At 56.5% G+C, this 24,472-nt stretch carries 23 protein-coding genes; 17 read left to right on the plus strand and 6 right to left on the minus strand.

Annotated elements, in window-relative coordinates; genetic code table 11:
• Window positions 1–62: 62 nt before the first annotated feature.
• Window positions 63–914, minus strand: a complete 852-nt coding sequence (locus CQ018_RS07835; protein ID WP_105549448.1) for an aldo/keto reductase — start codon at window positions 912–914, stop codon at window positions 63–65.
• A 148-nt stretch (window positions 915–1,062) separates the two neighbouring features.
• Here CQ018_RS07835 and CQ018_RS07840 point away from each other — a divergent pair, with 148 nt between their 5' ends.
• The 3 genes from CQ018_RS07840 (at window position 1,063) to ettA (ending at window position 4,399) form a co-directional block, all read left to right on the plus strand.
• Window positions 1,063–1,992: a CPBP family intramembrane glutamic endopeptidase gene (locus tag CQ018_RS07840; protein ID WP_105549449.1), complete on the plus strand. Its 930-nt coding sequence runs from the start codon at window positions 1,063–1,065 to the stop codon at window positions 1,990–1,992.
• A gap of 24 nt (window positions 1,993–2,016) precedes the next feature.
• The gene (locus CQ018_RS07845) at window positions 2,017–2,568 is read left to right on the plus strand and encodes a single-stranded DNA-binding protein (RefSeq protein WP_105549450.1); all 552 of its coding nucleotides are present in this window, start codon (window positions 2,017–2,019) and stop codon (window positions 2,566–2,568) included.
• Between the two features lie 148 nt (window positions 2,569–2,716).
• On the plus strand, window positions 2,717–4,399 hold the full coding sequence (gene ettA, locus CQ018_RS07850) for an energy-dependent translational throttle protein EttA (protein ID WP_105549451.1): 1,683 nt from the start codon (window positions 2,717–2,719) through the stop codon (window positions 4,397–4,399).
• 97 nt (window positions 4,400–4,496) lie between these two features.
• Here the strand turns inward: ettA and CQ018_RS07855 are convergent, their stop codons facing one another.
• Window positions 4,497–5,354, minus strand: coding sequence for an acyl-CoA thioesterase II (locus CQ018_RS07855; RefSeq protein ID WP_105549810.1), 858 nt, complete (start codon window positions 5,352–5,354; stop codon window positions 4,497–4,499).
• 333 nt (window positions 5,355–5,687) lie between these two features.
• Between CQ018_RS07855 and CQ018_RS07860 the strand changes: the two genes are divergently transcribed.
• The gene (locus tag CQ018_RS07860) at window positions 5,688–6,359 is read left to right on the plus strand and encodes a hypothetical protein (protein ID WP_105549452.1); all 672 of its coding nucleotides are present in this window, start codon (window positions 5,688–5,690) and stop codon (window positions 6,357–6,359) included.
• 91 nt (window positions 6,360–6,450) lie between these two features.
• Here the strand turns inward: CQ018_RS07860 and CQ018_RS07865 are convergent, their stop codons facing one another.
• Window positions 6,451–6,981, minus strand: coding sequence for a globin (locus CQ018_RS07865; protein ID WP_105549811.1), 531 nt, complete (start codon window positions 6,979–6,981; stop codon window positions 6,451–6,453).
• 468 nt (window positions 6,982–7,449) lie between these two features.
• Between CQ018_RS07865 and CQ018_RS07870 the strand changes: the two genes are divergently transcribed.
• The 10 genes from CQ018_RS07870 (at window position 7,450) to CQ018_RS07915 (ending at window position 17,811) form a co-directional block, all read left to right on the plus strand.
• Complete coding sequence (locus tag CQ018_RS07870; RefSeq protein WP_105549453.1) at window positions 7,450–8,934, plus strand: FAD-binding oxidoreductase; 1,485 nt, start codon at window positions 7,450–7,452, stop codon at window positions 8,932–8,934.
• 85 nt (window positions 8,935–9,019) lie between these two features.
• The gene (locus CQ018_RS07875) at window positions 9,020–9,916 is read left to right on the plus strand and encodes a sugar phosphate isomerase/epimerase (RefSeq protein WP_105549454.1); all 897 of its coding nucleotides are present in this window, start codon (window positions 9,020–9,022) and stop codon (window positions 9,914–9,916) included.
• A 52-nt stretch (window positions 9,917–9,968) separates the two neighbouring features.
• Window positions 9,969–11,213: a Tm-1-like ATP-binding domain-containing protein gene (locus CQ018_RS07880; protein ID WP_105549455.1), complete on the plus strand. Its 1,245-nt coding sequence runs from the start codon at window positions 9,969–9,971 to the stop codon at window positions 11,211–11,213.
• Window positions 11,210–12,142 carry a creatininase family protein gene (locus CQ018_RS07885; protein ID WP_105549456.1) on the plus strand — a complete coding sequence of 311 codons (933 nt, stop codon included), beginning with the start codon at window positions 11,210–11,212 and terminating at the stop codon, window positions 12,140–12,142. Before CQ018_RS07880 ends, CQ018_RS07885 begins: the two co-directional genes overlap by 4 nt.
• 79 nt (window positions 12,143–12,221) lie before the next feature.
• On the plus strand, window positions 12,222–12,884 hold the full coding sequence (locus CQ018_RS07890) for a GntR family transcriptional regulator (protein ID WP_105549457.1): 663 nt from the start codon (window positions 12,222–12,224) through the stop codon (window positions 12,882–12,884).
• A 187-nt stretch (window positions 12,885–13,071) separates the two neighbouring features.
• Window positions 13,072–13,935, plus strand: coding sequence for a branched-chain amino acid ABC transporter permease (locus CQ018_RS07895; RefSeq protein WP_105549812.1), 864 nt, complete (start codon window positions 13,072–13,074; stop codon window positions 13,933–13,935).
• Entirely contained in the window at window positions 13,932–15,026 is a 1,095-nt protein-coding gene (locus tag CQ018_RS07900; protein ID WP_105549458.1) for a branched-chain amino acid ABC transporter permease, read from the plus strand. Before CQ018_RS07895 ends, CQ018_RS07900 begins: the two co-directional genes overlap by 4 nt.
• The gene (locus CQ018_RS07905) at window positions 15,023–16,312 is read left to right on the plus strand and encodes an ABC transporter substrate-binding protein (RefSeq protein ID WP_105549459.1); all 1,290 of its coding nucleotides are present in this window, start codon (window positions 15,023–15,025) and stop codon (window positions 16,310–16,312) included. Before CQ018_RS07900 ends, CQ018_RS07905 begins: the two co-directional genes overlap by 4 nt.
• Before the next feature lie 22 nt (window positions 16,313–16,334).
• Window positions 16,335–17,117 carry an ABC transporter ATP-binding protein gene (locus tag CQ018_RS07910; RefSeq protein ID WP_105549460.1) on the plus strand — a complete coding sequence of 261 codons (783 nt, stop codon included), beginning with the start codon at window positions 16,335–16,337 and terminating at the stop codon, window positions 17,115–17,117.
• Window positions 17,107–17,811, plus strand: a complete 705-nt coding sequence (locus tag CQ018_RS07915; protein WP_105549461.1) for an ABC transporter ATP-binding protein — start codon at window positions 17,107–17,109, stop codon at window positions 17,809–17,811. The genes CQ018_RS07910 and CQ018_RS07915 overlap by 11 nt, the downstream gene beginning before the upstream one ends.
• A gap of 49 nt (window positions 17,812–17,860) precedes the next feature.
• On the opposite strand, the gene CQ018_RS07920 is transcribed toward CQ018_RS07915, so the two are convergent.
• The 3 genes from CQ018_RS07920 to pepN all read right to left on the minus strand — a co-directional run bounded on the left by CQ018_RS07920 (window position 17,861) and on the right by pepN (window position 21,775).
• Window positions 17,861–18,535 (minus strand): DNA alkylation repair protein, encoded by a 675-nt coding sequence (locus CQ018_RS07920; protein WP_105549462.1) that lies wholly within the window; start codon window positions 18,533–18,535, stop codon window positions 17,861–17,863.
• Window positions 18,536–18,581: 46 nt separating this feature from the next.
• A complete protein-coding gene (locus CQ018_RS07925; RefSeq protein ID WP_105549813.1) occupies window positions 18,582–19,049 on the minus strand; it encodes an OsmC family protein in 468 nt (155 codons plus the stop codon).
• 182 nt (window positions 19,050–19,231) lie between these two features.
• Complete coding sequence (gene pepN, locus CQ018_RS07930) at window positions 19,232–21,775, minus strand: aminopeptidase N (RefSeq protein ID WP_105549463.1); 2,544 nt, start codon at window positions 21,773–21,775, stop codon at window positions 19,232–19,234.
• A gap of 149 nt (window positions 21,776–21,924) precedes the next feature.
• On the opposite strand from pepN, the gene CQ018_RS07935 reads away from it, so the two are divergent.
• The 3 genes from CQ018_RS07935 to CQ018_RS07945 all read left to right on the plus strand — a co-directional run bounded on the left by CQ018_RS07935 (window position 21,925) and on the right by CQ018_RS07945 (window position 24,471).
• Window positions 21,925–22,746 carry an aspartate dehydrogenase domain-containing protein gene (locus CQ018_RS07935; protein ID WP_181149789.1) on the plus strand — a complete coding sequence of 274 codons (822 nt, stop codon included), beginning with the start codon at window positions 21,925–21,927 and terminating at the stop codon, window positions 22,744–22,746.
• 82 nt (window positions 22,747–22,828) lie between these two features.
• Window positions 22,829–23,866, plus strand: a complete 1,038-nt coding sequence (locus tag CQ018_RS07940; RefSeq protein ID WP_105549465.1) for a DUF1648 domain-containing protein — start codon at window positions 22,829–22,831, stop codon at window positions 23,864–23,866.
• Between the two features lie 131 nt (window positions 23,867–23,997).
• Window positions 23,998–24,471: a ribose-5-phosphate isomerase gene (locus tag CQ018_RS07945; protein ID WP_105549466.1), complete on the plus strand. Its 474-nt coding sequence runs from the start codon at window positions 23,998–24,000 to the stop codon at window positions 24,469–24,471.
• Window position 24,472: the final 1 nt, after the last annotated feature.

A 24,472-nucleotide genomic window follows, 5' to 3' on the forward strand; every position in this document is an offset into this window, starting at 1 on the left:
AAGGTCCGAAAAGGGACAGCCAGGATTTATTCCCGGCTGCCCCTTTGACGGTTAATACGCTATTAGTGACCAAACTCCATGGGGGAGACCGGCGCACCAGCGGTCCCGGCCAGCGTGTCGATGGCTGTGATTTCCGCGGGCGAAAGATTGAAAGAGAACACATCAAGGTTCTGCGCCATCCGGGTGGGATCAGCACTCTTAGGGATCGGCACCACGTTGCGTTCAACATGCCAACGCAAAACCGCCTGCGCCGGGGACACCTTATGGGCACTCGCCGCCGCGAGTACCGGCTCGGCTTCCAAGAGATTGTGCTTCCCACGGCCCAACGGCCCCCATGCCTGAGTAACGATCCCGTGCTGCGCATGAAATTCGAGTGCTGGCTCATTGATCCAATACGGGGAGAACTGAATCTGATTCACATCCGGCACCACACCCGTGGCATCAATTAGTTCCTGCAGCTGAGCAGGGGTGAAGTTCGAAGTGCCAATGGCACGCACACGCCCAGCCTTGAGCAGCTTCACCAATCCTTCCCACGCCTGCACGTAACGGCCCTGCGCCGGATTCGGCCAGTGAATCAGGAACATATCCAAATACTCGACTCCCAACCTTGCACAGGCATTGGCCCAAGCATCACGCACACCGGTGACCGAATGCCACTGCACATTGAACTTTGAGGTGATGAAAAGCTCTTCGCGGGGGACCGGCTGCGGTAGCGAGCCAATGCCCTCACCGATGCCCGTCTCGTTTTGGTAATTCTCCGCGGTATCGATGAGCCGGTACCCGCACTCGATTCCGTGAGACACCGCCGCACCGGCCTGAATATCATCAAGCGGCCAGGTGCCAAGGCCTATCGAAGGGATAAATGCACCATTGTTGAGTTCACGTAAGGGGACCGAAGCATGGTTATCTGACATTTGCCCATGCTATGGCACTTGCTCACACACCGGTAGAGGGTGAAGCTCACCAAAACATCCTCATAAAGAATGACTGACATGGGCAAGGCAACATGACAAGGTTGAAGACCCCCCAGCGCCAGGCAAGCCGAAAGACAACCAGCCTCCCATGAGTCGCAACCTTCGACATATCCTCTACTTCGTGCTCATCAGCTATTCACTAGCCTGGGCGGTAGCCCTACCGCTGTGGCTTGGTAATGGGCTATTTGACGAAAACTTCAGGTTGCTCGCCGCCATCATGATGTTCACCCCGGGCCTTGCAGCACTGATCATGGTGCTAGCGATCGAACGCGGCCCCCAAAAATTCACCAGACTCGGTCTCTGGCCACTGAAACCAGCCAAACGCTTCATCCTGTTCATGGTCCTAGGACTCCTGATACCCGTCGCACTGATCATGCAGGCACTCCTCGTTGGAACGATGCTCGGGCTCTACCCGGGAGACTTCACAGAATTCTCCGGGTACAAATTTGCCCTTGAATACCAGTTGGCGCTCGCCGGTGAAACCGAACTTCCCTACCCCATCGGGGTCTTGGTGGCCTTGCAATTTGTCAATGTGCTCATTGGCGCGCTGATCAATCTCATCCCGGCGCTGGGCGAAGAACTAGGCTGGCGCGGCTGGTTGCTGCCCAAACTTATGGCTTATGGTCCACTTCCGGCAATCCTGATCTCCGGGGTGCTGTGGGGGTTATGGCATGCTCCGCTGATCCTGCTGGGCTACAACTATCCGCTGGCCCCGGGCTGGCTTGGCATGATCATGATGACCGGCATGTGCATCAGCGTTGGTGCAATCTTTGGTTGGCTACGCCTGCGTTCGGACTCCGTCTGGCCCGCCGCATTGGCCCACGCCACGTTCAATGCAGCGGCAGGACTCATGCTGGTGTTTTTGATGCGTGGAAAAAACATCGACACCATCAACGCAACAATTCTGGGCTGGTCCGGCTGGATCCTCCCGCTGATCTTCGTGGTAGTCATCGTTGTCAGCAAGAAATTTAGGGCACAACAGTTATCCACATCCCCAACACAGCACCCGACCAGCTAGTCACACAGCGCTCACACTGGGCAGATGCAGCAAGGCAATCTTGCTGCAACAGCACAGCCTTTGGAGGGCATCATGACCGACCATGTGACGATCCGCGGTGTTGTGGGCACCGAGCCGCGCACCAGCAACGGAAATTCGGGCACCACCATCGCTAAATTCCGGCTGGTCAGTAATGAGCGACGGCAGGACCCAGACTCCGGGCAGTGGATCGATGTGCACTCAAACTGGTACACCGTCTCCTGCTTCCGCGCCATGGCTTCCAATATGTTGGACAGCATCCGTATGGGGGACCATGTGGTGGTCTATGGCAAGGTGCAGTTGCGCGAATTTGATCGTAACGATGGAACCCGCGGCTTTAGCGCAGATATCGAGGCACTTGCCATGGGTCATGACCTGCGCTTTGGGGTCAGCAGCTTTGAACGGATGCGCCGGGCGGACAGTGAGGAAATACATCGCAAGAACGAGCATCACCATTCCCGGGCTGCAACTACCAAGGGCACAGAAGACTTCCCGGTCACCGGCTGGCCCGAAGAACGCGAGGAATCCGGTACGGAAACCGAGAGCAACGCAGCTTAGACCCAGGGTTGTTGCGCGGTGCCCGGAGACACAAATCGGCTCCCGGGCACCGGCATGTTGGCATTGTGCCCAAGAACATGGAAGAACGGTACGAAACTCGCTGCCGGAAATTGTGAGGAACTTGGACCTAGGCACTAGCCTTGAGGACATGGCGGAATTCATTTACACGATGACCAAGGCTCGCAAGGCCGTTGGCGACAAAGTCATTCTCGACGATGTCAGCATGTCGTTCTACCCGGGTGCCAAAATTGGCGTGGTAGGACCGAACGGTGCTGGTAAATCGACGATCCTTAAGATTATGGCGGGGCTTGATACCCCGTCCAACGGTGAGGCACGCCTCTCCGAAGGTTACAGCGTGGGAATCCTCTTGCAGGAGCCACCACTTAACGAAGAAAAGACGGTTCTGGGCAACGTCCAGGAAGGCGTCGGCGAGATCTACTCAAAGATCGTTCGCTACAACGAAATCTCCGAGGAGATGGCACAGGACGGTGCCGACTTCGACACCTTGCTCGAAGAAATGGGCAAGTTGCAGGAAGCCATTGACGCTGCCGACGCTTGGGACATTGACTCCCAGCTCGAGCAGGCAATGGACGCGCTGCAGTGCCCACCGGGCGACTCTTCTGTCACCAACCTTTCCGGTGGTGAACGTCGTCGTGTTGCATTGTGCAAGCTTCTGCTGCAGAAGCCTGACCTGTTGCTCCTCGATGAGCCTACTAACCACCTTGACGCCGAGTCGGTACTCTGGCTCGAGCAGCACCTGCAGGCATACCACGGTGCAGTTCTTGCGGTAACTCACGATAGGTACTTCCTGGACCACGTGGCCCAGTGGATTGCCGAAGTCGACCGCGGACGTTTGATCCCGTACGAAGGTAACTACTCCACCTACCTTGAGAAGAAGCGCGAGCGCCTCGAAGTTCAGGGTAAGAAGGACCAAAAGCTTGCCAAGCGCCTGAGCGAAGAACTCGAATGGGTTCGCTCCAACGCCAAGGGCCGTCAAACCAAGTCGAAGGCTCGTCTGGCACGCTACGAGGAAATGGCCTCGGAGGCCGAGCGCACCCGCAAGCTGGACTTCGAAGAAATCCAGATCCCCGCGGGCCCGCGTCTGGGCTCCTTGGTCATCGAGGCCAAGGACCTGAGGAAGGGCTACGGCGATCGCGTACTGATCGACAACCTGTCCTTCACCCTGCCGCGTAACGGCATCGTTGGCGTCATCGGGCCCAACGGTGTTGGTAAGTCGACGCTGTTCAAGACCATCGTTGGTCTTGAGCCGATCGATGGTGGCGAGCTGAAGGTCGGCGAGACCGTCAAGATTGCCTACGTTGACCAGAACCGTGGCGGCATCGACCCGGAGAAGTCCTTGTGGGAGGTTGTCTCCGAAGGCAACGACTACATGCACGTCGGCCAGGTTGAAGTTCCTTCGCGTGCCTACGTTTCGGCGTTCGGCTTCAAGGGTCCGGATCAGCAGAAGAAGGCAGGTGTGCTCTCCGGTGGTGAGCGCAACCGCCTGAATCTGGCGTTGACTCTCAAATTGGGCGGCAACTTGTTGCTCCTCGATGAGCCCACTAACGACCTCGACGTCGAAACCCTTGGCTCACTGGAAAACGCACTTCTGGAATTCCCGGGCTGCGCCGTGGTCGTATCTCACGACCGTTGGTTCCTTGACCGCGTGGCCACCCACATCCTTGCCTACGAGGGCACCAATGAGGATCCGGCCAACTGGTACTGGTTCGAGGGTAACTTCGAATCCTACGAGGCCAACAAGGTTGAGCGTCTGGGCCCGGAGGCTGCAAAGCCGCACCGCGTCACCCACCGTCGTCTGACACGCGACTAATCCTTGAATTAGTCCCGCAGTAAAGCAAAGAGCCCGTGGTCAACTAGATTTTCTCGTTGATCACGGGCTCTTTGGGTTTGTTGGGGCTGCGGACTACTTAGCCCTGGTCGGGAATGCGTAGCATGCCTTCTTGTGCCACCGAGGCAACAAGCTGCCCGGCACGGTTAAAGATCTGTCCGGTGCCTAGGCCGCGAGCACCGGAGGCGCTGGGAGATTCTTGGACATAGAGCAGCCACTCATCGACCCGGAACGGACGATGCCACCACATGGCATGATCCAGGCTTGCCACCGACATGCCGCGGGTGATCCAGGTCAGCCCGTGGGCGCGCAGAATCGGTTCAAGCAATGTGTAGTCACTTGCGTAGGCGAGCGCGGCACGATGCAAGGCATCATCATCGGGCATCGGCGCGGTGGTTTTCATCCACACCGCATTGACCGGGCGACGGTCTTCCGAAGGTTGGAAGTACAACGGCTCACCGACATAACGAATATCAAAAGGACGATTGAATGCGAACTCCTGGGCCACCGGATGGTCGATCTCACCAATGACATCCGCCGTGGTCGGCAGCGTCTCCGGATCTGGAATACCTTCGGGCATTGATACCTGGTGGTCAACTCCCTCCGAGGGCTCCTGGAAAGATGCAATCATCGACAGAATTGGCACACCATTTTGGTAGGCATGCACGCGGCGGGCGGAGAATGAACGCCCATCACGCAATCGCTGCACACCAAAGGTAATGGGTAAGGAAGCATCTCCGGCCCGCAGGAAGTAGCCATGCATCGAGTGGATGGGCCGTTCGCCCTCAAGGGTGCGGTAGGCAGCGATGACCGACTGACCCAACACCTGTCCACCAAAGACCCGATCGCGGGCCTGCGGAGGGGTGTGGCCGACGAAAATATCCTCGTCGGTACGTGCTTCGGTGCCTCCCTCAAGGGATAACAACTCCAGCAGCATCTTGGTGGTTGTGTGATTGGTGCTCACGAGCGGCTCCTTGTACAAATAATGATCTGGTTAGACACTATCGCCCTTGAGCCAGGGAATGGTGATCCCTGGGGCTAAACACAGCTCAAAGGTGAATAACCTGACCATGTTTGCTCCACAAAAGCGCTTCCACGGCGTGTTTTATGCAGGAGAGGGTCCAAGCAAAAGTCCTCTGATCGCTTGGTTAAAACCAAAACGGTGCTGGTCCAAACCCAGTGCGCGTCATGAGCAGTAATAACTCAAACGTGAACATTCACACCCACCGGTGAGATTCAATAGCAGGGCACTACATGAAATGATTGACTCATGCCCAGTGAAACAGTTGTTTTGACAGATCAGGAAACCCTCGCCGACCTTGGCACCTTCTTTGCCCGTGCCCGATCCATCGATGATGGCGCAATCATGGTGCAGGGTGCCGGCAGCGCGCTGGCACTCTATGTTCCGGTGCTTTACCCTGAAAATCTTGGTGACCCGGTTCCCACAATCTTGGGTATGCGTGCCATCGCGTTAGAAACTCCCGCCAAGGTTGCCGGAATTTACCCGCTCTCGGCGCTGACGGATCGTCTGGCGCGCATGGATGGCACAGCGCTTGAGCTGATCATGCCTCCGGCGGAGGTTAGCGCTTCTTGGGCGGGCCGCTCGGTGCCCCGCGGCGGCTGGGAGTTACTTGCAACAATTGACGATGACGCCTTGATCTCTCGGGCCAACGATGGGATGAGCGCGGTGGCTCAAGCCCTGCCGGAGAATGCCGGAAAACCAGTACTTGCAACCGTACGATCACGCATTTGGTCCACCCCGATGAGCGGGATTGCACCGCAGCTGAACGTTCAGATGCCGCTGGGCATCGCCTTTGGTGCCCAAACCCTAGGCTTCTTGCGCCCGGGCGCTACCTCAACGCTCTTTGGCTCTGGCCCGTGGCTACGCCTGAGCAGCACCGGTGGACACATTTTGGCCCGACAGGGTGGCATCCTGGGCTAACGTTCCCACAGATGATTGAAGCCCGAAGCGCCCAGTTCTCTGGTCGGCTTCGGGCTTCAATGCTTAATGCATGGCTCTATTGTTTGGGTACTTACACGCTTGGTGGAGTATCCGAAGCGTTAATGAGCGAGTGTGCTGCGCGGTCAAAATAATCCCACAGCGTGGTTTCCAGCATGGGTGCCAATTCAAGTGAATCGACAGCGACGCGCATGTGCTTGAGCCACACATCGCGGTTATGTGAATTGATGACGTATGGATGGTGGCGCATGCGCAAGCGCGGGTGTCCACGGCGCTCCGAATAGGTTTTGGGACCGCCCCAATACTGTTCCAGGAAAAGCTGCAAGCGCATGGCTGCCGGACGTAGATCCTGTTCCGGGTACATGGCACGGAACTCTAGGTCTTTGGCGACCGACTCGTAGAAGTTGTTTGCCAGCTTGGCGAAGGTTTCGCGCCCGCCGATCTGCGCATAAAAAGTGCCTTCGTAATCAGCTGGATTGTGATCATCGTTGGGGGAGAGCTTGCCTTCGGGAAGCGTGCTGCTCAGCGAAGCACCCACCGGTCTGAGTTCTCCCACTGGTTCGCCAAAGCGTGAGCTGCTGGGCAACAATACTGGCTTAGGCATCTGGCTTGCTTCCGGCTGGTTCTCGTTCACGATCTTGCTCAAGGTCCTTTCAATGACCGGGATCTTCCGGTATTACTACGTCGATTATGCCCGAATCCGGACCAGACGGCCTAACCTTTCGCGAAGGGCGTCGCCGTGCTGCCGGAAAGTCATCAAGAGCAATCATAAATTCTTGCATATGGCAGGCAACTTTGCCGCATACCGGCACCGAGCCGTTTGGCCACGTTGGCCGAGCGGGGCCGACCCCCCCCGGCCAGAGATGGGACTGTCTTCTTGGCCTGGCTTGATGGTCGGCGCGCTGGGCTACCCTGTATGGTGTGCGATCAAATCAAACACGCTGTGTCGAATCTCACAAAAACCCTTGACGACCCGCTGTGGTCAGGTTAGTGTTCATACTTGTATACAGATATGGATACACGCTTGAACATAAGCTCAAAGCGTTGGTGAAAGACCAATCGAGGAGTGTCGATGGGAAATCTAGACGTCGGGAACAGGGTCAGCGGCTCAACGTTTCTGCAGGGCCATGTCCAGCGCGAACTGGAAATGGCAATCGGTTCCAAATTCGTCTCACTGGAGCCACGAGAATTACAGGAGCAGGCGTCTGACTGGTCATGGATGTCGAAGTATCTGCAGTACAAAAACCTAGGAGTCCCGGCGGCAGACTTCATTGTTCGACCGGCCAACACGTCCGAAGTCCAAGCGATCATGCGACTGGCTGCCGACTACAAGATTCCCGTGGTGCCACGCGGCGGTGGGACCGGTACCCAAGGTGGAACCTTTGCCCCCTACGGTGGAATCGCCATGGATTTAACCCGACTCGATGAAATTATCGACATTGACGAGACCAGCCTCGTAGCGACGGTCGGAGCGGGTATCGACGGGCCAACCTTGGAAAGCGCACTGAACGCCAAGGGTCTCACCTTGTCTCACTACCCAGGTTCCTATCATCTGGGTGCAACTATTGGCGGCTTCGTCGCAGCACGTGGAAGCGGCGTTGTCAGTACCAAGTACGGTAAAGCCGAAGACCAGGTCCTACAGGTAGAAGTAGTCATGCCATCGGGCGAGGTGGTGACCACCATGCCAGTTCCCAGCCACGCGGCAGGCTCAGATCTACTCCAAACCTTTGTTGGTTCCGAGGGCACACTCGGTGTCATCACCCAGGTAGCAATGCGAGTAGACCGCATCCCGGAAAACTACGGATTCCTTTCCTTTAGCTTCCCCGACATCTTCGCCGGGATCGAGGCGGGCCGGCTGATCATGACAAATCGACTGCGCCCCTCGGTAATCCGACTCTACGATGAGGCAGATTCACAAAAGCTTAAGGACTGGGTCGGCACACCCTTCACCGGCACCCTCATGGTCGTGATGTGCGATGGAAACCAGGAACTCATTGACTACGAAATGCGTTCCATCACCAAACTTGTGGAATCTGCCGGCGGCACCTCCCTAGGCCCAGACGTTGGACGGATCTGGTGGGAAGGCAAATATGAGCCCTACGCCAAGGGCAAATTGCCGCAGCCACCATTACTTTATGGAACCTTCGACACTGTTGGACGATTCGAGGCTCTGTCAAGGATTTACTCCGCTAAGAAACACGCGATTGAAACCGAATTCGCCGAATATGGTGCACGTTACACCGCACACCTCTCGCACTGGTACGACTGGGGAGCGATGATTTACGACCGCTTCTACGTCGATAATCCGCCGGCGGATCCGGAAGAGGCAATGGCGTTGCATGACCGTCTCTGGGATGTAGGAGTGCGCGCCGGCATCGAAGCCGGAGGCATTCTCAATGATCATCACGGTGTTGGCATGAAATTGGGACGTTTCATGCGCCTACAACACGGCACCGGATTTGACCTCATGAAGTCGTTGAAAGAGGCCTGGGATCCAGACGGAATTATGAACCCGGGCAAACTTGGATTTGGTCCACCCAGCAATTCTCAGTGGTAGCGCACACCAGCAAAGTTTTACACGCACGTTGTTTTAGCTTGAAGTCCGAGATTCACCTGATGCAGGAAATTCAAAGGAGAAAGCAATGCACCTGTCGATGCACAATTGGATGCGATCCGAGCCGATCGAAACCACGATTGCTCGCCTAGCCAAGTACGGCTATAAGAGCATCGAGATCAGCGGAGAACCGGAACAATATGACACCAAACATGTCAAGAGCCTGCTCGGCCACTACGGCCTAGACTGCTGGGGCGCGGTCACCTTGATGGTTGACAAACGCAACATGCAATCAGACAACGAAGCAATGCGTGCTTCATCCGTGCAGTACGTCAAGGACTGCATCAACATGGTCGCCGAACTTGACGGTAAAATTCTCACGCTTGTTCCAGGCACTGTTGGCAAGATTACCCCGGATTCGACTCCGGAAAATGAGTGGAAATGGCTCGTTGAGGGAGTCAGCGAAATTTACGAAGTCGCCGAAGCCAAAGGCGTGCGGGTGGGTATCGAACCACTAAACCGCTTCGAGTCCTACCTGATCACCCGCGCCGAGCAGGCATTAGCGCTCTGCGCGGAGGTCGGACCCAACCTTGGCGTGGTACTTGACGCCTTCCACATCAATATCGAGGAAGAAAACCCGATGGACGCCATCCGCCTGGTGGGCGACAAACTTGTCGACTTCCACGTGGCCGACAACAACCGGATGCCGGCCGGATATGGAACCTACAACTGGAGCGAGGTTGTCTCAACCCTGCAGGAGATCGGTTATGAAGGCGCACTGACCGCCGAGTTCGTCGCTCCGGTGGACAGGACTCCAGCAAATAAGTACCCCAACGCACTAGAAACTAATTTCGAGGGTCTGGATATCGACCCGGAACAGCTCAAGTTCATCATCGACCATGGTTCCTCGGTGCTCACCGAGGAGTACTACGACTGGCTGGTGAAGGTAAACGCGGAGACACTTCTTCCACTGATCGGCAACTAAGGCACTCCCCGGAGCATTCGGGGTCGGCAACAAGGGGAAAGAGACAAGGTGTATGAGTAAGACGGTTGTCATCGTGGCAACGCTCGATACCAAGGGTGTCGAGATCGCCTATCTGCGTGATGCGCTGCAGCGGCTAGGGATCGATACCCTTGTAGTCGACTCCGGGGTTTTGGGGGAGCCGGTCGGTATCGTTCCAGACTTCAGCCATGAACAGCTGTGTCAACGGTCCGGAATCACGCTTCACGAGCTTCAAAATGCTGGCAGTCGAGGCAAAGCCGTCGCGATCATGCGCCGCCTAGTCAGCGAGCTGGTTGTGGATCTCTTCGCGGAGGGCCGGATATCCGGTGGCATCAGCGTCGGGGGAGTTGGCTCCATCATGGGCGCGGCGGCCATTCAGCAGCTGCCGCTCGGGGTCCCCAAGATCGTTGTCGCACCAACCGCCTCGGGTCATCACGAGTTCGGACCCTATGTTGGAACCAAAGATGTGATGGTAGTGCACTCCGTGGTCGACATTCTGGGACTCAACGAGATTTCAAAGACAATTTTCGACAACGTTGCCGCGGCAATGTACGGATTACTGGCCAAAGGGCATCCATTAGATCGCCCCGCACCTGGTGCCCGCTACGTCGCCACCACCATGCTGGGGAACACCACCACCGCGGTGGGCGCCATGAAAGACCGGCTGTCGGAAGCGGGGTACGAAACCGTCGTCTTCCATTCCAATGGAGTCGGTGGTCCGGCCATGGAAGAACTGGCCGCCAGCGGTCAATTTGTCGGGGTCATCGACTACACCACCAATGAAATCGCCGACCCACTCACCGGTGGCATCCATGATGGTGGCCCCCACCGGCTACGCACCGTGGGACTGCATGGAATCCCACAAATAGTGCTACCCGGTTGCATGGACTTTTCCGTCTTTGCCGCAGGAAACGTCCCGCGACTCCTAGGGAATCGGCCGGTATATGACCACAATCCAGAGTACACACTGGTGCGCACCCCACTGGAGGAAATGCACCAACTAGGCGAGATCTTTGCACGGCGACTCAACGAATCAACCGGCCCCATTCGTGTGCTCATCCCCACCAGGGGGCTCTCAATTCCTTCAACACCCGATGGGCCCTTCTGGGATCCGGAAGCCGATGCGGCATTCCTCACCGCGGTGCGCCGCGTGCTACGCCCGGATATTCCCTTGGAAACCATCGATCTACACATCAACGATCCGGAACTTGGCAGATACGTTGCCGAACTATTCCTGCAAGTAATGACCACCGCACAAGCCCAGGAGATATGCACATGACCAGCAAACCAGCAGCCGACCGTCCCGAGCGCGTGATCAACCGCCTCACCGAGGGTGATGAGGAGTTCCGGGAAAAGTTCGTTTCCTGGAACCTCGCGCACTTGTCCTATGTGGATATTCGGGAGTACCTCAAGACCAAGGACACGGTGCTGGTACCCATCGCTAGCACCGAACAACACGGACCGCACCTACCGCTCTACACAGATACGATTACCGCGGTGGAAATTTCCGAACGAATCTCCGAGTCGATTGGGGTGCTGCACACACCGCCGATCTGGACCGGATACTCACCTCAGCACATGTATGGCCCCGGTGAGGGCCGCGGTACCATCACGGTGCGTTCCAGTACCCTACTGGCACTCATGAATGACATCGCACGCTCACTGATCCACCACGGCTTCAACCGGATCATCTTCATCAATGGTCATGGGTCAAATATCAAGGTAGTAGACCCGGTATTGCGCAAGCTACGCTACGAAACCGGTGCGCTCATCTCCTTCGTCAAGCCCTATATGGAACGCTACGAAGGAATTTTAGCCGGATTGATGGAGAATCCTCCGGAGGAAACCCCCGGCTGGCACTCCTCGGAACTTGAAACATCACAGGATCTGGCCTGGAATCCAGATCTGGTGCGTATGGAACGGGCCGTTGACACCCGGGCTCACACCCCGGAGTTCCTGCCCGGTGCCTTTAGCAAGGACGACGGCATGCCGGACACCGAATTTGAGGGTTACCAGTACTTCAGCTTCCCCATGGATCATCATGAGTTCGTGGACAACGGTATTATTGGCAACCCGATGCGGGCCACCGCGGAAAAGGGCCATGAGGCATTCCGTCGGCTCAGCGAGCACGTGGCGCGCGGCGTCATGGAACTGGAAAAGGTGCCGGTGACTGTGCATACTCGTGAGTTCATCGACCGCGTGATGTAAAAGGCGTAAGGGGGGCGCCAACGGTGAGCCATCGCAGTCGGTAACATTAGTAAACAAGCTCGAGAGAAGGAAGTTAGCCATGGCTGAGACTGGAACACGCGTTGATGACGCGTACACATTCCTACTTGCTGAAATTACCGGCTTTCGGCTCCGCTCCGGTGCGCCGCTTTCCGAGAACCGAATTGCTGCACAAATCGGAATCTCTCGAACACCGGTTCGAGAAGCCCTGCAGCGTTTAGAGAAGGAGGGGCTGGTGAAGCGCGGCGATAATGCGCGCTTCACCGTCTCCCAGCTCACGCGCTCCGAGGTCAACGATTCCTGCGACTTGCTTGAGGTTCTCGATACCTACATCTGCCGCAAGGCCGGTGAGAAGCTCACCGAACAAAGCGCGGCGCTGTTGACGGCTTCGGTCGACACCATGACTCAGGCAGCCATTTCTGAGGATCGGGCATCTTGGGCGGAGGCCGACGCGGCATTCCACCGGCTGATCAATGAGATTGCTGGCAACGTTCTGGTGGCGGATACCGTGAAGGAAACTCGCCGGCGCATCCAGCGTTTTTGGTTACGTGCGGCAAGTGCCCAGCATCGTCTGGAGGAATGCTCAAACGAGCATCAGGTGCTGGCCAGGGCCATGATCGAAAAGGACTACGCAGCCATTGAACCGGCGGTCAAGGTCCATATCGGGCACATGCGTGGTCGGATGCTGGACATGATCGACGCGGCAGAAGCGCTGCTCGGCTAAATATTCTCAGGGTGCGCTTGCTCACCTAGTTTCACTCTGCACCACATCATCCCCTTCGATGGTGCGGTGAAATCCATTGACACCCATGTTTGGTGACCATATGGTGTCAATACTTGTATACACATAAGGATACAAACATGTGTCCAAGCATGAATTTCAATATTCGAAGCGATGTAAGGCAGGTGAAATGACTCAGTTCCTCTTGATCACGTTCAACGGTTTAACACTGGGCGCCGTCTATTTTCTTGTGGCATCCGGACTAACTTTGATCTTTGGTCTGATGCGAGTCATCACGATGGCTCATGGAACCAGCTACCTGCTGGGCGGATACATCGGATACGTGGTGGTCCGCGAAACCGGGAACTGGATCCTTGGCGCACTGGCTGCATCGGTGGGCGTAGGGTTGCTCGGGCTACTTATTCACCAGCTGCTGATCCGCAAATTCCAAGATGATGACATGCGCGTTGCTCTCATTACCCTCGGTCTCTCGCTGATCGGTACCGACCTCATGCTCGCCGCGTTCGGTGGCACCGCAACCCAGGTAGCAATCCCCAAGGCGCTACAGATCGGCGTGGAGCTACCATTGCTTGGCACCTACCCACTGATCAGAATCCTGCTACTTCTCATCGCCATTGGCGTCGGTTTTGGGCTGTGGTTCTTCGTGAACAAAACGCGCTACGGCGCTGTTGTCAGAGCCGGCGTCGATGACAGCCAAATGACCGCGGCCACCGGTATCAACATCAAGGTCGTCTTCGCCGCGATCTTCGCGTTCGGCTCGGCGTTGGCCGGCTTTGCCGGTGTTGCCGGCGGCTCACTCTTCCCACTCATGCCGGGACAAGACGGTACCTACCTGCTCTTCTCGCTCGTGGTGGTGATCGCCGGTGGCATGGGATCAATCGCTGGTGCAGCAATAGGTGCAGGGCTCGTTGGTCTCGTCTCCCAATTTTCGCTTGTCTATTTTCCAACCTACGCATTGGTCTTCACCTTCGCCCTCATGGTGATCGTGCTGGCGGTTCGCCCGCAGGGCCTCATGGGGAAGGCAACCGTATGAGTACCGACCAAACCACGAGTATGCGGCGCAAGCCACGCCTGGGCGCTGTGCTCTGGCTGGCATTCCTCATCTTCGCCTTCGCCTTCCCCTACCTCGTGGATCGACCAAAATTCTGGATCCCAAATATTGGTATCAAGAGCATCTGGCTTGGCGTCGTTGCCATGTCACTGGTGTTCCTGAATCGATACGTTGGCCTGCTATCGCTAGCCCAGATGACCATCGCGGGCATCTCCGCTTATGGGGCCGGATTCGTAATCGTCAAGATGGATGGGCCCATCATGATGGCGATCCCTATCGGCCTGTTGGTTGGAACCCTCGCCGGATTCCTCATTGCGTTAGTTGCCGTTCGTACCAAGGCAATCTACTTCCTAATGATCACCTTGGCCATCGGTCAAGTGGTTTACTCCTTCGCGTCGCAATCCATCGAGGTGACAAACGCCCGCCGCGGACTAGCGCCGATCAAGCGCGAAGACGTAGGATTCATGCACTTCACCGAATTACATATTTTCTATTATGTGGCGCTGATTGTCGCAATTGGCTGCTATGTTCTCTGCCGTTATATCGCAGCTACGTCCTTCGGGTTGGCTCTGCAGGGAATCAAAGATTCTCCCGAGCGTATGAGCGCACTGGGCTACAACGTAAACCGTTACCGTATAGCCGCGATGACCTTTAGCTCATTCATCGCATCGGTAGGCGGCATCATTATGGTCTTCGACCGGGCCCAAGTCGATCCGGATGTGGTCGCGCTCCCGGCGACTCTGGACATCTTGATCGTGGCGGTAGTCGGCGGTATCGGGTCGCTCTCCGGAGTCTTCTTCGGAGCACTGGTGCTGACCCTGCTCGATAACTTCTCCCAAAATCTCACCGAGCGCTATATGACACTCACGGGATTGGTATTCATCGCCGTGCTGCTATTCGCCCCGGCAGGACTAGCCGGAATCGGAAAACAGCTCAGCGCATTATTCGCCAGACTCAAAGGTCCGACGATTCAGGACGCCGCGGAAGCGGATCCTCCACAAACATCACCGGCAGCGACTGCGGAGGATGCCCAGGAAACACAAGATGAACTCTCGAAAGGAAGTCAGCGATGAAGCTGAATAAGGGAAAGAATCGAATTGCCGCACTTGCCATGGGTTTCAGCCTGGCACTTGTTGCAACGGGTTGTGCGCCTGCTGGTAGTGGGGAAGCAGCCCCCGGCAGTAGCTCCGCAGGAGCTGCCTCAAGCGACACCATCAAGATCGGCGTACTTTCAACCTCCGAAGGCAACCTAGCCTTCGGCATGGATGAAGCCAAGGCAGCCATCGGAGTCGCGATGGAAGCTCGCGGTGGCACAGTTGAGGGTGGCACCATAGCTGGTAAGAAAGTGGAACTAATCTACGAAGGCACCGACGGCACCAGCGCTTCGGCCCAGACCAAGGCCAAGAAACTCGTCGAAAATGAAGGAGTAGATATCGTCTTTGGCCCGGCCTCCGGCGATGAAGGCGAAACCGTTGTCCAATATGCACTCACCGAACCCGACGTCACCTTCGTCAATGGTGCGGCCAGCCCGGTGGGCATGACCTTGCAGAACGCCGAAAATTTCTTCCGCTTTATGGGCGATTCGGCGATGTGGATGGGTGGCCTAGGAGACCATGCCTTCAAGGAAAAGGGCTACAAAAAAGTTTATTCAATTGCCGAAGATTACTCCTTCCCCTATGACAACGCGGGTGGTTTCTTCAGTGAATTCTGTGCGGCCGGTGGAGAAGTAACTGGTAACTCGTGGGTACCTGTGGGAACCACGGATTACGCAACCATCATCTCCAAGATCCCGGCAGATACCGATGCGGTTTACGTCGGACTGGGTGGTGCCGATGCCGCTAGCTTCTTGTCACAGGCAGTCACCGCCGGGGTCGAAAAGCCGCTGATCGGCGGTTCCATCACCGTTGATACCACGGCGCTTTCCGGAGACGCGAATATTTCCGACGCCGCAGTTGGAACCATCACCGGAGGACCAGTCCCTGGCGCAGATTACGACAATCCAGTATGGAAGACGTTCTCCGAGGCCTACGCCAAGCAACCCAAAGCGTTCCCAAGCCCATCGATCTTCGGCATTCTCTACTACAACGCCTTTGAATCCCTGTTGTTGGGTATCGAAGAAACCAAGGGCGAACTCGGTGAGAAGCATGCGGACCTGCGCGCTTCACTGAGCAACCTGAAATGGGATACCCCCACCGGACCGATTTCCATGGATAAGAATCGCCAAGCAATTGTCGATAATTTCCTGATCGAGGTCGTAGACGACAGCAGCGGTGAGCTCACCCAGAAGAACCTGAGCAAATCTTCCAACGTCACCCAAGGCACCACGGTGTACGACCGCTTCGACGGCTGCCCAAACTAAGCACGAGAAAGGACTAACGATCATGCGTCAATCGTCATTAGCTCTGAATGTCACGGGACTATCCAAAAGTTTCGGGGGGCTCCATGCCATGAAAAGTATGGATCTACAGATTCAGGACGGTGAGCGAATCAGCATGATCGGCACCAACGGCGCGGGCAAGTCCACATTCTTCAATCTTTTGGCAGGAGTATTTCCGGCAACAACCGGACGCATCGAACTCTTTGGAGAAGACGTTACAACTCTCTCCACTGCCAAACGAGCGAAGAAAGGACTTGCCCGCACCTTCCAAACATCGAGCCTTTTCGAACAACTCACCGCCGCCGAAAATGTCTTTATTGCCCTAGGCGGCGTTGAATTCAACGGTGCGTCACTGCGGCTGGCTCTTCCCAGTTCCAAAAACATCTTGGTTGAGAACCGCTGGAGTCGAGTCGAACGATTACTTGAACGGGTTGCGCTGGGTGATCAAGGCTCAACCATGGTGGCAAATCTTTCCCACGGTGAGCAACGACAACTTGAGCTCGCCATGGCCCTAGCTCTACAACCAAAACTCTTGATGCTCGATGAGCCAGCTGCGGGATTCTCCCCGGCCGAGCGCGCCCACTTGGTCAAAATACTTCGCGAGCTCCCACAAGAAATCACGTTGTTGCTGATCGAACATGACATGGATATTGCCCTGGCCACCGCCAACAGGGTGGTCGTCATGCACGACGGGGAAAAAATCTTAGAAGGCTCACCACAAGAAGTAAGATCTTCGGCACGCGTACGTGAAATCTATTTGGGAGGATCCCTTGACGATGTCGCCTAACCCACTATTTGAGGTCAAAGACCTCAACGTTTCATACGGGCGCGTACACGTATTACAGGATGTAAATCTCGCCATGGGTATTGAACCCTTGGGACTTGTCGGGCGCAACGGCATGGGTAAGACGACGCTAGTGAACGCGATCGCCGGAATGGTTCCAGCGCAATCTGGAACCATTGAATTTGAGGGAGGAAACATTGCCAATAAGGAACCGCACCAGGTGTGCCGTGCCGGGATTGGGTACGTACCGCAAGGTCGGAGAATCTTCCCATCGCTGACGGTAGATGAGCACTTCACCATGATCAAAACCAAACGAGATGCGCGCTGGAAAAAACAGGATATATATGACCTATTCCCACGTCTGGCGGAACGTAAGAAGAATGGTGGTGGGGCCCTATCCGGTGGCGAACAACAGATGCTGGCCATCGGACGCGCGTTATTGACTAATCCACGGCTGATTGTCATGGACGAACCTTCTGAGGGGCTGGCGCCAGCGATTGTTGATCATTTGGCCAACGTTTTTCGCACGCTCGTCTCCGAGGGGCAGGCAGTGCTCTTGGTGGAGCAAAACCTAAGATTCGCTACGGAGCTCTGTGACCGGATTTTGGTGATGGTCAACGGACAGATTGCTGTCGACATGACCTCGGATGAATTGGTGTCAAGCCCAGAAACTCAATCCAAATATCTCGGGTTGTAAGAACACTGGGGGAAATGATGATCTCCCGATTATGTGCCGTGACGGTTTCCTAGAGCAGCCGTTTGATTGCTTCACGGTAGGACAGATTGCTCATATTTTCCCTATATCTGTTTACCCATTCAAGCACCCAGAGTGGGTCGGTCTTGCCATACTGGCGCAACGACCATCCAAGGGCCTTGCGAATAAAGAACTCTTGGTCACCAAGGTTGGCTTCCAGTGCATAGTTCAGAAGCTCTGTATTAGTTTTAGCCCCAGCATGTAGCTGCGCAATCATTGACATACGACGTTTCCACATGAACTCGTCGGTAGCCCACGCACGCAATAGCGGTTCCATGATTTCCGGGTGGGCCAGTAATAGTTCACCAAAACGACGTGCGCATCCATCAACAATGTCCCACCACGCTCCCTCAAGAATCATCCGCTCATAGAGTGGCAAAAATTCCAGGCGTCCTTTGACCAGCCGATGGGCGCACAATTCTCCGGCCGCATACCAATGCTCGCGGTGTGTGGCAGCGGAGAACAACTCGGTGGCAGCATCCAGACGAGCCTGTGCGCTATTGAGCTCAAGTTCGGTGGCCAATTCCTTGGTCACCTTGCGAACCTGTGGGGCGCGGACCCCCAAGAACGGCTGCGTGGTTTTCATGTAGGCCTGTTGGACTTCGGCGCGGCCCGGCTCAACATACGGCAAGAGAGCTTCTGTAAGTGCCTCAACGATGCTAGTCATGGTCTTGAACTACGCTCCGGTCTTGTGGCAGCAAAACTCCACACAACTATGGTGCAACGGGGGCATGATGGACCGGGAAATTCACACTACGAGCAATAAAGCACACAGAGTTAGCCTCTCCATGAAGCGAATCGGCTAGCGCACGTTGCGATTCATCGGCAAGTTTCACCCGCGGATGCAATGTAGCTTCCAAGAATTCTCCACTGCCATCACGATTCAAACGCAGGGTTCCGCTGGCCTGATCGGTGTAACCGGTCACCACAACCGAATGCTTCACGGCAATATGTAGGTATGAAAGCATATGGCACTGGCTGAGCGCAGCAAGCAATAACTGCTCTGGGTTCCACCGATCGCGATCTCCATGGAAAGTTGGGTCGGCGGTGCCCGGCAGATCGGGTAAACCCTGGGCGGAGATGACATGGTCGCGGCCGTAGCCACGGTAGCTTGTGGTGCCCTCACCACGGTTACCGGTCCAGTTGATGGAAATGCTGTAGTTATGCAATGCCAAGTTCATGCTAACCATTGTCTTTCAAATTCTGGCTCGATGCCGCATCCACCACGGCTCGGCAAGTTTTGGGAGTCACAAAGCTGTGACTCCCATGTTGTATATTCCTCAAGATCGTGAAAGCCGTAGGGGCGTGCGTCGGTGAAACACCGATACACACGCCCCTACATGGGTCAGTGAACTATGCAGATTTAGCGATCCGCGGCCTGGGCCGCGAGGGAACGGACAACACCATCGCGTGCCTCGACAATCAACCGACGCAACGCCCGGGACTCTTCGCCCACACCAGCAAGGAACGTATCGGTGGTATCCAAAGTCTCCTGGCTGATCTGTGCCGCAGGGTAGAGACCCACGATGATTTGCTGGGCAATTTCATAGCTCTTGGTTTCCCACGCGGCAAGCGCAGCCTCAAAGTAGGCTGGCACGTAGTCGGCGATCAGTGCAGCATCGTGAACCCGGTTGAAGCCCGCGATTGCCGCGCGCTGTTCAAGGTTTGAAAGCTCTCCGGCCTGAATTGCCGCCCACGCCGCGGCCTTGGCCTCGATGGTGGGCATTGCTGCCTTGGCGCTGTGTGCGGCCAGCGAACCATTGGCTGTATTGTCGTGTGCCAATTCGTCGTCAATATCCGCAACGCTTGCGCTGCCTCCCGCGGCCAGCGAAGAGAGCAGATCCCACCGCAGATCCGCATCAACCTGCAGACCAGCAAGGACCAACGAACCATCCAAGAGCGTTGAAACAATCTCCAGCTGCTCGGTCGTGTGGGCACGCGCGGCAAACGCCTTAACAAATTGCAGCTGTGCATCACTTCCCGCCATAGCGTCTTGGGCCAGGGTCCACAGGCTATTGGCTGCTGAAGTTCCAGCGGCGCTGGCAGCTGCAGGATCAACATAGAAATCTAGCGTGGTGTTCAACTGGCGCAGCAGCACCATGATCACCGAAGAATCTTTTTCATGACCAATATTGTTGAGCACCAGATCGACGTAGGCGCGCGCCGGAGTTTCGGCATCACGCACCGCGTCCCAAGCAGCACCCCAGACCAGGGTGCGCGGCAGCGACCCATCGAAGTCTTTGAGATGCTCGGTGGCGGTGGCCAAGGAAACCTCATCGAGGCGAATTTTTGCGTAGGCAAGGTCATCGTCATTGACCAACACCAGAGCGGGGCGCTTGAGACCCAGTAGCGCGGGAACCGAGGTAGAAGCGCCAGCAATATCGAGTTCTTCACGATGCACCCGAACCAAGGCACCGGTGGCATCGAGATCGTAGAAGCCCACTGCAAGGCGGTGCGGGCGGATGGTTGGGTAGGCATCGATCGCGGACTGGGTGATCTCAAAACTTGTGATGAGCCCGGCATCGTCGGTGCTGATCTGCGCGCGAAGCGTATTGACTCCGGCGGTTTCCAACCAGAGCCTTGTCCATTCGCTCAAATCTCGACCTGAGGCCGTTTCAAGTTCACGCATCAGATCGGGCAGCTCGGTGTTACCCCAGGCGTGCTTCTCAAAGTAGCTGCGCACCCCGGCCATGAATTCTTTTTGACCCACCCAAGCCACCAGTTGACGCAGCACCGAGGCACCCTTGGCGTAGGTGATGCCATCGAAGTTCACCTGAACGTCTTCAAGGTCATTGATTTCCGCGACGATGGGGTGGGTGGAGGGCAGCTGGTCCTGGCGGTAGGCCCAGGTCTTCTCAAGGATATTGAATGTGGTCCAGGAGGAGGTGAATTCGGTGTTCTGTGCCGCGGCAAGCGTTGACATGAACTCGGCGAAGGACTCGTTGAGCCACAGATCATTCCACCAACGCATGGTGACAAGATCACCGAACCACATGTGAGCAAGTTCGTGCAGGATGGTGATGGCACGACGCTCCACCATGGCCTCGGTGGGCCGCGAGCGGAAGACATAGGACTCTAGGAAGGTGACCGCTCCCGCGTTTTCCATGGCCCCGGCGTTGAATTCGGGAACAAAGAGCTGGTCGTACTTTTCAAACGGGTACGGGGTGCCAAATTGAGCTTCAAAGAACTCGAAGCCCTGGCGGGTGAGGGTGAAGATATTTTCGGCATCGAGGTGTTCCATCAGCGAGGCGCGGGCAAAGACGCCTAGCGGGATGATCCGTCCGTCGCTGCTGGTTAGTTCCGAGCGAACACTCTTGTATGGGCCGGCGATCAGCGCGGTGATGTACGAGGACATCCGTGCGGTGGGGGCAAAGCTCCAAGTCTTGGCACCCTCATGTGCGGCAACCGGCTCGGGGGTGGGGGAATTGGAGATGATGTCCCAGTGCGCCGGGGCGGTCACCGAAAAGGTGAAGGCAGCCTTTAGATCGGGCTGCTCGAAGACGGCGAACATGCGTCGGGAATCTGGCACCTCAAATTGTGAGTAGAGGTAGACCTCTTGATCTACCGGGTCCACAAAACGGTGCAGGCCCTCGCCGGTGTTCATGTAGAGGGCATCGGCGTCGATGACCAGGATGTTCTCGGCCGCCAGGTTTGGCAGTTCGATGCGCACACCATCTGATACCTCGGCCGGGTCAAGCTCCACACCGTTGAGGTTTACCGAGTGCACGGCCGAGGTCACCGCATCGATGAAGGTGCTGGAGCCGGCGGTGGCATTGAAGCGTACGGTGGTCTTGGATCCAAAGACCGTGTCCGAACCGGTCAGATTCAGCTCAACCGTGTAGGAATCGACAGCAAGTATTTCGGCACGAGCCTGTGCTTCTGAGCGCGTGAGATTTAGTCCTGGCATGATCGCTAAGGGACCTTTCGATGTGGGGCAGAAAACTGTGAGATGTTGCTATGCCTGCATGAGTATGAAACAAACCTTGAACATTGTGTCCATTCTCTCACCCGCACCACAAGATGCCGCAAGTGCAAAACACTGATTGGATAGGAAACATGTCATTAAATGTGGTGCTGCTTGGATACGGCGCAATTGGAAAGTCCCTGCATCAAATGCTTGAGGCTCATCCGGGGAGGATCAACGTCCTGGGCGTGGTGGGCCGGAATTCAGCTAGTGACGACCATGTTTTGGCGCAAACACGCCAAACCTCAACTGGTCTGTCGGTACTAGGTCTGAACCAAGCGCTCGAAGGCGCCGACATTATTGCCGAATGCGCTTCCCCCGCAGCGGTCACCGAACTGGGGCCACGCATCATTACCTCCGGAACCGACCTGCTGGTAGCCTCGCTTGGCGCCTTGGTCGATGAGCAAGTGCGATCCAACATTATGGATGCCGGGCCGGGGCGCGCCTACCTATCCACCGGGGCCATCGGTGGGCTGGATCTGATTCGTGCTGCGGGGGATACCATCAAGGCCATTACCCTGCGTACCAGCAAACACCCCTACGGACTCCTACACCCCGGGCTCGATGAAGCAACGCGAGATTCAATCACCGAGGTGGTGGAGCTGGGGGACTCGCGCATCGTGTTTGAGGGAACCGTTGCCGATGCCGTCACGCTATTTCCCTCAAATATTAATGTCGCAGCGGCCCTGGGGTTGGCGGCAGGAAACTTTGATCTGGTGCGCGTGAGAATCGTCGCGGACCCGAGCGCCGAACTGACTAGGCACACCATCGCGGTGCGCGGCAGCGGTGGATCCTATGATTTTGATATTCAGAACATCCCAGATCCACACAACCCCGCGACGAGCGTGTTAACCGCCAGGTCAATGGCCTCTGGATTGCTGCGTCTGGCCGGGGTCGGACCACATTTTATCTAGTCAAATCATCTTTGGGTCCCGTCTTGGCTAGGCTTAGGGATAAGAAGCAAAATTCCAAAGCCCAAGGAGCGTTCGGCAGCCCATGCCAAGAACTAATCAGAAGCAAACTAACCGGATATTCTGGCCGTTGAGCCTTGGCACGCTAGGTGTGGCCCTGCTGGTACAGGTTTTTTCCATGGCGTCGCTCAAGGATCGGCTACCCGATCCACTGGCCACCCACTGGAATGGTTCCGGGATTGCCGATGGCACAGGGAGCTTCACCGGGTTCCTCTTGTTGAGCATGGGCACATTGATCTTCCTGGGGTTGATCGTCCCGCTGAGTTCACTGAGCACTCCGAAAAAATCGGCCGGCTCGGGTCAGCCCTGGCTAGCCGGGATTGGCAATGGACTACTTGTCGCAACCACCGGATTGTTCCTTTCCGGAATCATAGGACAGCTCGATGCGCCGCAGGCTCTGGGGACCAGCATGAATAATCAGGTGCTGATCATCGGGATCATCTCAGGCGTGCTGTGGGGATTGCTCAGTGCTTTCCTCGTACGAAAGGCCTTCACCAGCACCACAAATGAAGAACTTCCGGTGGCGGAAGAATCGACACGAAACACCAGCACTCCTTCTACCTACGTACCGCTTCCCGGCACCCGCATTTCGTCGTCAATCAACAGCCCGTTGTGGCTCTCCCTGATTCTATTGGTAACCGTCATCGGTGCCATCTATCTCATGGTTTCCACCGACATGTCAGACCCAACCATCTGGTTCATGGCAGCGCCAGGGCTCTTGCTACTAATTGCCGTCAGCGTGCTGCTAATGTCCGGCAAGGTCGTAACAGATGATGAGGGAATTCGGGTCTACGGAGGCGGGATCTTCAAGCTCCTGCATGTGCGACCCAACAAAATCAAAAAGGCAGAGGCTCGCGAAATCCGTCCCATGGAATACGGCGGCTGGGGGCTACGGATCTCCGGCGCCGGCATTGCCTTCATTACCGGCACCGGCCCCGGTGTCTTGGTCACCCAAACACAGGGCGCGGATCGTATTTACTCGGTGGCCACCATGGATGACGCTCAAGGCATGGCGGCAATTCTGAATCGACTCGCGGCCCAGAACACCGCTGCCGGCTCCTAAGCACCTCCTGCGCACAAGCCACTCGCACGCTCAAGCTGGGTTTAGCCGGGTCATCAACTTAGCCCGGGACTAAACCAGCGGATAAGCTGGGGAAGATTCTTCCCCTTTTCAAGCGCCAAAGGATATTTCACATGCGCGTTCACATTGCCACCGACCACGCGGGCCTCGAGCTCAGCGCCCACCTCATCGAGCACCTCACCGCCAAGGGCTTTGAGATGATCGACCACGGGCCTACAGCCTACGACGCCGAGGACGACTACCCATCGTTCTGCATCAATGCAGCCCTTGCGGTGGTAGCAGATCAGGCACAGGGGCTGGATTCACTGGGCATCGTGCTCGGTGGCTCGGGCAACGGCGAACAGATCGCTGCCAACAAGGTGGCAGGCATCCGTGCCGCGCTTGCCTGGAACCTTGATACCGCACGCCTGGCCCGCGAACATAACAATGCAAACGTTGTAGCAGTTGGCGGCCGCCAGCACTCGCTGGAAGAAGCCACCGAGATCATCGAAGCGTTCTTGGCAGAGCCGTTCTCCAACGTTGAGCGCCACATTCGCCGCATCGGCAAAATTGCCACCTACGAGACCACCGGCGAGGTAGTGGCCTAAC

The sequence above is a fragment of the Arthrobacter sp. MYb227 genome (assembly GCF_002975435.1).
Lineage (GTDB): Bacteria > Actinomycetota > Actinomycetes > Actinomycetales > Micrococcaceae > Paeniglutamicibacter.

What these genes read in the sequence shown, in the direction of transcription:
- CQ018_RS07935 (WP_181149789.1), top strand. Translation starts at nt 21,925, where the DNA reads ATGTCATTAAATGTGGTGCTGCTTGGATACGGCGCAATTGGAAAGTCC.
- pepN (WP_105549463.1), bottom strand. Translation starts at nt 21,775, where the DNA reads ATGCCAGGACTAAATCTCACGCGCTCAGAAGCACAGGCTCGTGCCGAA.
- ettA (WP_105549451.1), top strand. Translation starts at nt 2,717, where the DNA reads ATGGCGGAATTCATTTACACGATGACCAAGGCTCGCAAGGCCGTTGGC.
- CQ018_RS07835 (WP_105549448.1), bottom strand. Translation starts at nt 914, where the DNA reads ATGTCAGATAACCATGCTTCGGTCCCCTTACGTGAACTCAACAATGGT.
- CQ018_RS07895 (WP_105549812.1), top strand. Translation starts at nt 13,072, where the DNA reads ATGACTCAGTTCCTCTTGATCACGTTCAACGGTTTAACACTGGGCGCC.
- CQ018_RS07905 (WP_105549459.1), top strand. Translation starts at nt 15,023, where the DNA reads ATGAAGCTGAATAAGGGAAAGAATCGAATTGCCGCACTTGCCATGGGT.
- CQ018_RS07925 (WP_105549813.1), bottom strand. Translation starts at nt 19,049, where the DNA reads ATGAACTTGGCATTGCATAACTACAGCATTTCCATCAACTGGACCGGT.
- CQ018_RS07870 (WP_105549453.1), top strand. Translation starts at nt 7,450, where the DNA reads ATGGGAAATCTAGACGTCGGGAACAGGGTCAGCGGCTCAACGTTTCTG.
- CQ018_RS07845 (WP_105549450.1), top strand. Translation starts at nt 2,017, where the DNA reads ATGCAGCAAGGCAATCTTGCTGCAACAGCACAGCCTTTGGAGGGCATC.
- CQ018_RS07920 (WP_105549462.1), bottom strand. Translation starts at nt 18,535, where the DNA reads ATGACTAGCATCGTTGAGGCACTTACAGAAGCTCTCTTGCCGTATGTT.
- CQ018_RS07915 (WP_105549461.1), top strand. Translation starts at nt 17,107, where the DNA reads ATGTCGCCTAACCCACTATTTGAGGTCAAAGACCTCAACGTTTCATAC.
- CQ018_RS07900 (WP_105549458.1), top strand. Translation starts at nt 13,932, where the DNA reads ATGAGTACCGACCAAACCACGAGTATGCGGCGCAAGCCACGCCTGGGC.
- CQ018_RS07840 (WP_105549449.1), top strand. Translation starts at nt 1,063, where the DNA reads ATGAGTCGCAACCTTCGACATATCCTCTACTTCGTGCTCATCAGCTAT.
- CQ018_RS07865 (WP_105549811.1), bottom strand. Translation starts at nt 6,981, where the DNA reads ATGCCTAAGCCAGTATTGTTGCCCAGCAGCTCACGCTTTGGCGAACCA.
- CQ018_RS07885 (WP_105549456.1), top strand. Translation starts at nt 11,210, where the DNA reads ATGACCAGCAAACCAGCAGCCGACCGTCCCGAGCGCGTGATCAACCGC.
- CQ018_RS07880 (WP_105549455.1), top strand. Translation starts at nt 9,969, where the DNA reads ATGAGTAAGACGGTTGTCATCGTGGCAACGCTCGATACCAAGGGTGTC.
- CQ018_RS07940 (WP_105549465.1), top strand. Translation starts at nt 22,829, where the DNA reads ATGCCAAGAACTAATCAGAAGCAAACTAACCGGATATTCTGGCCGTTG.
- CQ018_RS07945 (WP_105549466.1), top strand. Translation starts at nt 23,998, where the DNA reads ATGCGCGTTCACATTGCCACCGACCACGCGGGCCTCGAGCTCAGCGCC.
- CQ018_RS07875 (WP_105549454.1), top strand. Translation starts at nt 9,020, where the DNA reads ATGCACCTGTCGATGCACAATTGGATGCGATCCGAGCCGATCGAAACC.
- CQ018_RS07855 (WP_105549810.1), bottom strand. Translation starts at nt 5,354, where the DNA reads ATGCTGCTGGAGTTGTTATCCCTTGAGGGAGGCACCGAAGCACGTACC.
- CQ018_RS07890 (WP_105549457.1), top strand. Translation starts at nt 12,222, where the DNA reads ATGGCTGAGACTGGAACACGCGTTGATGACGCGTACACATTCCTACTT.
- CQ018_RS07860 (WP_105549452.1), top strand. Translation starts at nt 5,688, where the DNA reads ATGCCCAGTGAAACAGTTGTTTTGACAGATCAGGAAACCCTCGCCGAC.
- CQ018_RS07910 (WP_105549460.1), top strand. Translation starts at nt 16,335, where the DNA reads ATGCGTCAATCGTCATTAGCTCTGAATGTCACGGGACTATCCAAAAGT.